Here is a 4,265-nt window from a genome sequence, read left to right on the forward strand (position 1 = left end):
TCGTCCAGACGGTTCTGTCATTCGCTTCGATCGGAACGCAGCGGTTTTGCTTAATGCAAACAATGCACCGATTGGTACTCGTATCTTTGGCCCAGTGACGCGTGAATTGCGTAACGAACAATTTATGAAAATTGTTTCTCTGGCACCAGAAGTACTGTAAAGGAGCTTCAAATGGCAGCTAAAATCCGTCGTGAAGACGAAGTAATAGTACTAGCAGGTAAAGATAAAGGGAAACGTGCAAAAGTTTCTCAGGTTCTTACTACTGGTAAATTAATTGTTGAAGGCATCAATCTTGTCAAGAAGCACCAGAAGCCTAACCCACAACTGGGTGTGACTGGTGGTATTGTTGAGAAAGAAGCACCGATACAAGCATCAAACGTAGCGCTTTTTAACTCTGCCACAGGCAAAGCTGATCGCGTTGGTTTCCGATTTGAAGACGGCAAAAAAGTCCGTTTCTTTAAGTCGAACAGTGAACTCATTAAGTAATTGGAGTAAACGATGGCGAAACTGCATGATAAATATCAAGAGACTGTGAGTCCTGAACTTGTTAAAAAGTTCGGTTACACCAGTGTCATGCAAGTCCCTCGGATTGAGAAAATCACCCTAAACATGGGTGTTGGCGAAGCTGTAGCAGATAAGAAAGTTATGGAGCATGCGCTTCGTGACATGACTGCTATCGCTGGCCAAAAGCCAGTAGTAACTGTCGCTCGTAAGTCAGTGGCTGGTTTTAAAATCCGTGATGGCTACCCGATAGGCTGTAAGGTTACACTGCGCGGTGAGCGTATGTGGGAATTTTTAGAGCGTTTAATTGAAATCGCAATCCCGCGTATCCGTGATTTCCGTGGCATGAACACTAAGTCGTTCGATGGCCGTGGTAACTATGCGATGGGTGTGCGTGAGCAAATTATCTTCCCGGAAATCGATTACGATAAAATCGATAAAATTCGCGGTATGGATATTGTGATCACTACTTCTGCGAAGAATGATGAAGAAGGCCAAGCTTTGCTTGAAGGCTTTAACTTCCCATTCAAGAAATAAGGGTAGCGAAATGGCAAAAAGTTCAATGAAAGCACGTGAAGTAAAACGTGCCAAGCTCGTGGCTAAGTTCGCTGAAAAGCGTCAAGTGCTTAAGGCTACCATTAGCAGCCCGACTACATCTGATGAAGATCGTTGGGATGCCGTTCTTAAGTTGCAAGGTCTACCACGTGACTCTAGCCCTGCGCGTCAGCGTAATCGCTGTAGTCAAACTGGTCGCCCACATGGTTTTTTACGTAAATTCGGCCTTAGCCGTATCAAATTACGTGAAGCGACTATGCGCGGTGAAGTTCCTGGTCTACGCAAGGCCAGCTGGTAAGCACTTGTCACGGAGTAAGCTAATATGAGCATGCAAGATCCTATAGCGGATATGTTAACACGTATTCGTAATGGCCAAGCTGCTAACAAAGTATCAGTATCTATGCCTTCTAATAAGTTGAAAGTTGCTATTGCACAGACGCTTAAAGAAGAAGGTTATATCACTGACTACGCCGTAGCAGATGAAGCTAAACCGACTCTAGAAATCACTCTTAAGTATTTCCAAGGTCAACCAGTCGTTGAGACTATCCAGCGCGTCAGCCGTCCTGGTCTTCGTATTTACAAAGGTAAAGACGAACTTCCAAGAGTGATGGGCGGACTGGGTGTCGCAATCGTGTCCACTTCTAAAGGTTTGATGACTGATCGTACCGCCCGCCAAAATGGCTTGGGTGGGGAAGTTATCTGCTACGTAGCATAAGGAGCTAGCAATGTCTCGTGTCGCAAAAGCACCAGTCGCTATCCCTGCCGGCGTAGAAGTGACTTTAAACGAACAAACTATCACCGTAAAAGGGTCTAAAGGTAGTTTGACTCGAGTAATAAACACAGATGTTTCTGTTGTTGTTGAAAACAACGAAATCAAGTGTAGTTCTGTTGCAGGCGTTAAAAATAACGCTCAATCAGGTACAGCTCGAGCATTAATCAATAATATGGTAGTTGGTGTAACAGCTGGTTTTGAGAAAAGACTAACTCTAGTTGGTGTTGGTTACCGAGCTAAGCTCGTCGGTAAAGACATCGATTTGACTCTAGGCTTTTCACACCCTGTTTTACACAAACTCCCTGACGGCGTAACAGCAGCCTGTCCTTCTCAAACTGAAATCGTACTTACTGGTACAGATAAGCAGTTAGTGGGTCAAGTAGCAGCTGAGATTCGCGGATATCGTCCACCAGAGCCTTATAAGGGCAAGGGTGTACGTTATACCGATGAGCAAGTACGTCGTAAAGAGGCTAAGAAGAAGTAGGTAACGCGATATGGATAAGAAAACATCTCGCTTACGCCGCGCACTACGCGCCCGTAAGAAGATCCAAGAGCTGGGCGTTAACCGTCTGGTTGTACATCGTACACCACGTCATACCTATGCTCAGGTAATCAGTCCTGATTCACAGGTTTTGGCGTCAGCTTCTACTGCTGAGAAAGCAGTATCAGAGCAGCTAAAGTACACAGGCAACGTAGATGCAGCTAAAGTAGTGGGTAAAATCCTTGCTGAGCGTGCTATCGAAAAAGGCGTGACTGTAGTTGCATTCGATCGTTCCGGTTTCAAGTATCACGGACGTGTAGCTGCATTAGCAGACGCCGCTCGTGAAGCTGGCCTCAAGTTCTAAGGAATGATGAAAAATGGCTAAATTTGAAGCTCAGCAAAAAGACGATCTGCAAGAGAAATTAGTTGCAGTAAATCGTGTTTCTAAAGTAGTTAAAGGCGGACGTATCTTTAGCTTCACTGCACTAACTGTAGTCGGTGATGGTAATGGTAAGGTCGGTTTTGGTTATGGTAAAGCGCGTGAAGTGCCTGCTGCAATTCAGAAAGCGATGGAAAAGGCTCGTCGTAACATCGTTTCTGTTGAATTGATCAATGGTACTCTGCACCACCCTGTAAAGGGTCGTCATACTGGTTCGCGTGTTTACATGCAACCAGCCTCTGACGGTACCGGTATTATTGCCGGTGGCGCAATGCGTGCCGTATTGGAAGTGGCAGGCGTGCGTAACGTTCTGTCGAAAACATACGGTTCAACTAACCCGATTAACGTTGTTCGTGCAACTGTAAATGCGTTGGTGCTGATGAAGTCACCAGCACAAATTGCAGCTAAGCGCGGCCTCAATGTTAATGAAATTCGAGGTTAATGCACCATGGCTAAGAAAACATTAAAAGTTACTCAGACTAAGAGTTCAATTGGACGTTTGCCTAAGCATCGTGCAACTTTGACTGGTCTAGGTTTACGCCGTATTAACCACACTGTTGAACTTGAAGATACTCCTTCCGTTCGCGGTATGGTTAACAAGGTTTACTATATGGTTTCGGTGGAGGAAGTATAAGATGCGTCTAAATACTCTATCACCTGCTGCAGGTGCTAAATCCGCAGCTAAGCGTGTAGGTCGCGGAATCGGTTCGGGCACTGGTAAAACTTGTGGTCGCGGCCACAAGGGTCAGAAGTCTCGTTCAGGTGGCGGCGTACGCATAGGTTTCGAAGGTGGTCAAATGCCACTTAAGATCCGTCTGCCTAAATTTGGTTTTACCTCGCGTAAGGCTTTGGTAACTGCGGAAGTTCGTATCAGCGAACTTGCAAAAGTTAACGGTGATGTTGTCGACTTGAATGCGCTGAAAGATGCAAATCTTGTCACACGCAACATACAGTTTGCTAAAATTGTTCTTTCAGGTACCATTGAGCGCCCAGTGACCGTTAAAGGTCTGAAGGCAACCAAAGGTGCTCGTGCAGCTATCGAAGCTGCCGGCGGAAAGATCGAGGAATAATACGTCGATGGCAAAACCAGGACTTAATTTAAAAAGCGCGAAAGGTGGATTTTCTGAACTGAAGACTCGCCTCCTGTTCGTGATTGGTGCGATTATCGTCTTTAGAGCCGGTTCGTTTGTACCAATTCCTGGTATTGACGCTGCTGTATTAGCAGAGCTGTTCAATCAGCAGAAGGGTACCATCTTAGGCATGTTTAACATGTTCTCCGGTGGTGCTCTTGAACGTGCTTCTATCTTTGCATTAGGTATCATGCCATACATCTCGGCATCGATCATAATGCAGCTATTGACTGTGGTACATCCTGCACTCGCTGAACTTAAGAAGGAAGGCGAATCAGGACGTAAGAAGATCAGTCAATATACACGATACGGCACATTGGTCCTGGGTACATTCCAGGCAGTCGGTATCGCAACGGGTCTACCTAACTTGATCCCAGGTTTAGTGTA

At 45.7% G+C, this 4,265-nt stretch carries 11 protein-coding genes; all 11 read left to right on the plus strand.

Going from position 1 to position 4,265, the window contains the following annotated elements; genetic code table 11:
- On the plus strand, positions 1 to 160 hold a 160-nt coding region (locus KT99_RS19325), incomplete at its 5' end, for an uL14 family ribosomal protein (RefSeq protein WP_005503644.1).
- An 11-nt stretch (positions 161 to 171) separates the two neighbouring features.
- The gene (gene rplX / locus KT99_RS19330; protein ID WP_005503646.1) at positions 172 to 486 is read left to right on the plus strand and encodes a 50S ribosomal protein L24; all 315 of its coding nucleotides are present in this window, start codon (positions 172 to 174) and stop codon (positions 484 to 486) included.
- A 12-nt stretch (positions 487 to 498) separates the two neighbouring features.
- On the plus strand, positions 499 to 1,038 hold the full coding sequence (gene rplE / locus KT99_RS19335) for a 50S ribosomal protein L5 (RefSeq protein ID WP_005503647.1): 540 nt from the start codon (positions 499 to 501) through the stop codon (positions 1,036 to 1,038).
- A 10-nt stretch (positions 1,039 to 1,048) separates the two neighbouring features.
- The gene (gene rpsN, locus KT99_RS19340) at positions 1,049 to 1,354 is read left to right on the plus strand and encodes a 30S ribosomal protein S14 (RefSeq protein ID WP_005503648.1); all 306 of its coding nucleotides are present in this window, start codon (positions 1,049 to 1,051) and stop codon (positions 1,352 to 1,354) included.
- Positions 1,355 to 1,378: 24 nt separating this feature from the next.
- A complete protein-coding gene (gene rpsH / locus KT99_RS19345; protein WP_005503649.1) occupies positions 1,379 to 1,771 on the plus strand; it encodes a 30S ribosomal protein S8 in 393 nt (130 codons plus the stop codon).
- Between the two features lie 10 nt (positions 1,772 to 1,781).
- Positions 1,782 to 2,312 carry a 50S ribosomal protein L6 gene (rplF, locus tag KT99_RS19350; protein WP_005503650.1) on the plus strand — a complete coding sequence of 177 codons (531 nt, stop codon included), beginning with the start codon at positions 1,782 to 1,784 and terminating at the stop codon, positions 2,310 to 2,312.
- 10 nt (positions 2,313 to 2,322) lie between these two features.
- A complete protein-coding gene (gene rplR / locus KT99_RS19355; protein ID WP_005503658.1) occupies positions 2,323 to 2,673 on the plus strand; it encodes a 50S ribosomal protein L18 in 351 nt (116 codons plus the stop codon).
- Positions 2,674 to 2,686: 13 nt separating this feature from the next.
- Positions 2,687 to 3,190, plus strand: coding sequence for a 30S ribosomal protein S5 (gene rpsE / locus KT99_RS19360; RefSeq protein ID WP_005503659.1), 504 nt, complete (start codon positions 2,687 to 2,689; stop codon positions 3,188 to 3,190).
- A 6-nt stretch (positions 3,191 to 3,196) separates the two neighbouring features.
- On the plus strand, positions 3,197 to 3,382 hold the full coding sequence (gene rpmD, locus KT99_RS19365) for a 50S ribosomal protein L30 (RefSeq protein ID WP_005503660.1): 186 nt from the start codon (positions 3,197 to 3,199) through the stop codon (positions 3,380 to 3,382).
- 1 nt (position 3,383) lies between these two features.
- Positions 3,384 to 3,818 carry a 50S ribosomal protein L15 gene (gene rplO, locus KT99_RS19370; protein ID WP_005503661.1) on the plus strand — a complete coding sequence of 145 codons (435 nt, stop codon included), beginning with the start codon at positions 3,384 to 3,386 and terminating at the stop codon, positions 3,816 to 3,818.
- Positions 3,819 to 3,825: 7 nt separating this feature from the next.
- A partial coding sequence (locus tag KT99_RS19375) for a preprotein translocase subunit SecY (protein ID WP_005503662.1) occupies positions 3,826 to 4,265 on the plus strand: 440 nt, incomplete at its 3' end.

This window comes from Shewanella benthica KT99 (assembly GCF_000172075.1).
Taxonomy (GTDB): domain Bacteria; phylum Pseudomonadota; class Gammaproteobacteria; order Enterobacterales; family Shewanellaceae; genus Shewanella; species Shewanella benthica_A.

Coding starts and splice junctions, on each gene's coding strand:
- rplX (WP_005503646.1), top strand. CDS start 172: ATGGCAGCTAAAATCCGTCGTGAAGACGAAGTAATAGTACTAGCAGGT.
- rplE (WP_005503647.1), top strand. CDS start 499: ATGGCGAAACTGCATGATAAATATCAAGAGACTGTGAGTCCTGAACTT.
- rpsN (WP_005503648.1), top strand. CDS start 1,049: ATGGCAAAAAGTTCAATGAAAGCACGTGAAGTAAAACGTGCCAAGCTC.
- rpsH (WP_005503649.1), top strand. CDS start 1,379: ATGAGCATGCAAGATCCTATAGCGGATATGTTAACACGTATTCGTAAT.
- rplF (WP_005503650.1), top strand. CDS start 1,782: ATGTCTCGTGTCGCAAAAGCACCAGTCGCTATCCCTGCCGGCGTAGAA.
- rplR (WP_005503658.1), top strand. CDS start 2,323: ATGGATAAGAAAACATCTCGCTTACGCCGCGCACTACGCGCCCGTAAG.
- rpsE (WP_005503659.1), top strand. CDS start 2,687: ATGGCTAAATTTGAAGCTCAGCAAAAAGACGATCTGCAAGAGAAATTA.
- rpmD (WP_005503660.1), top strand. CDS start 3,197: ATGGCTAAGAAAACATTAAAAGTTACTCAGACTAAGAGTTCAATTGGA.
- rplO (WP_005503661.1), top strand. CDS start 3,384: ATGCGTCTAAATACTCTATCACCTGCTGCAGGTGCTAAATCCGCAGCT.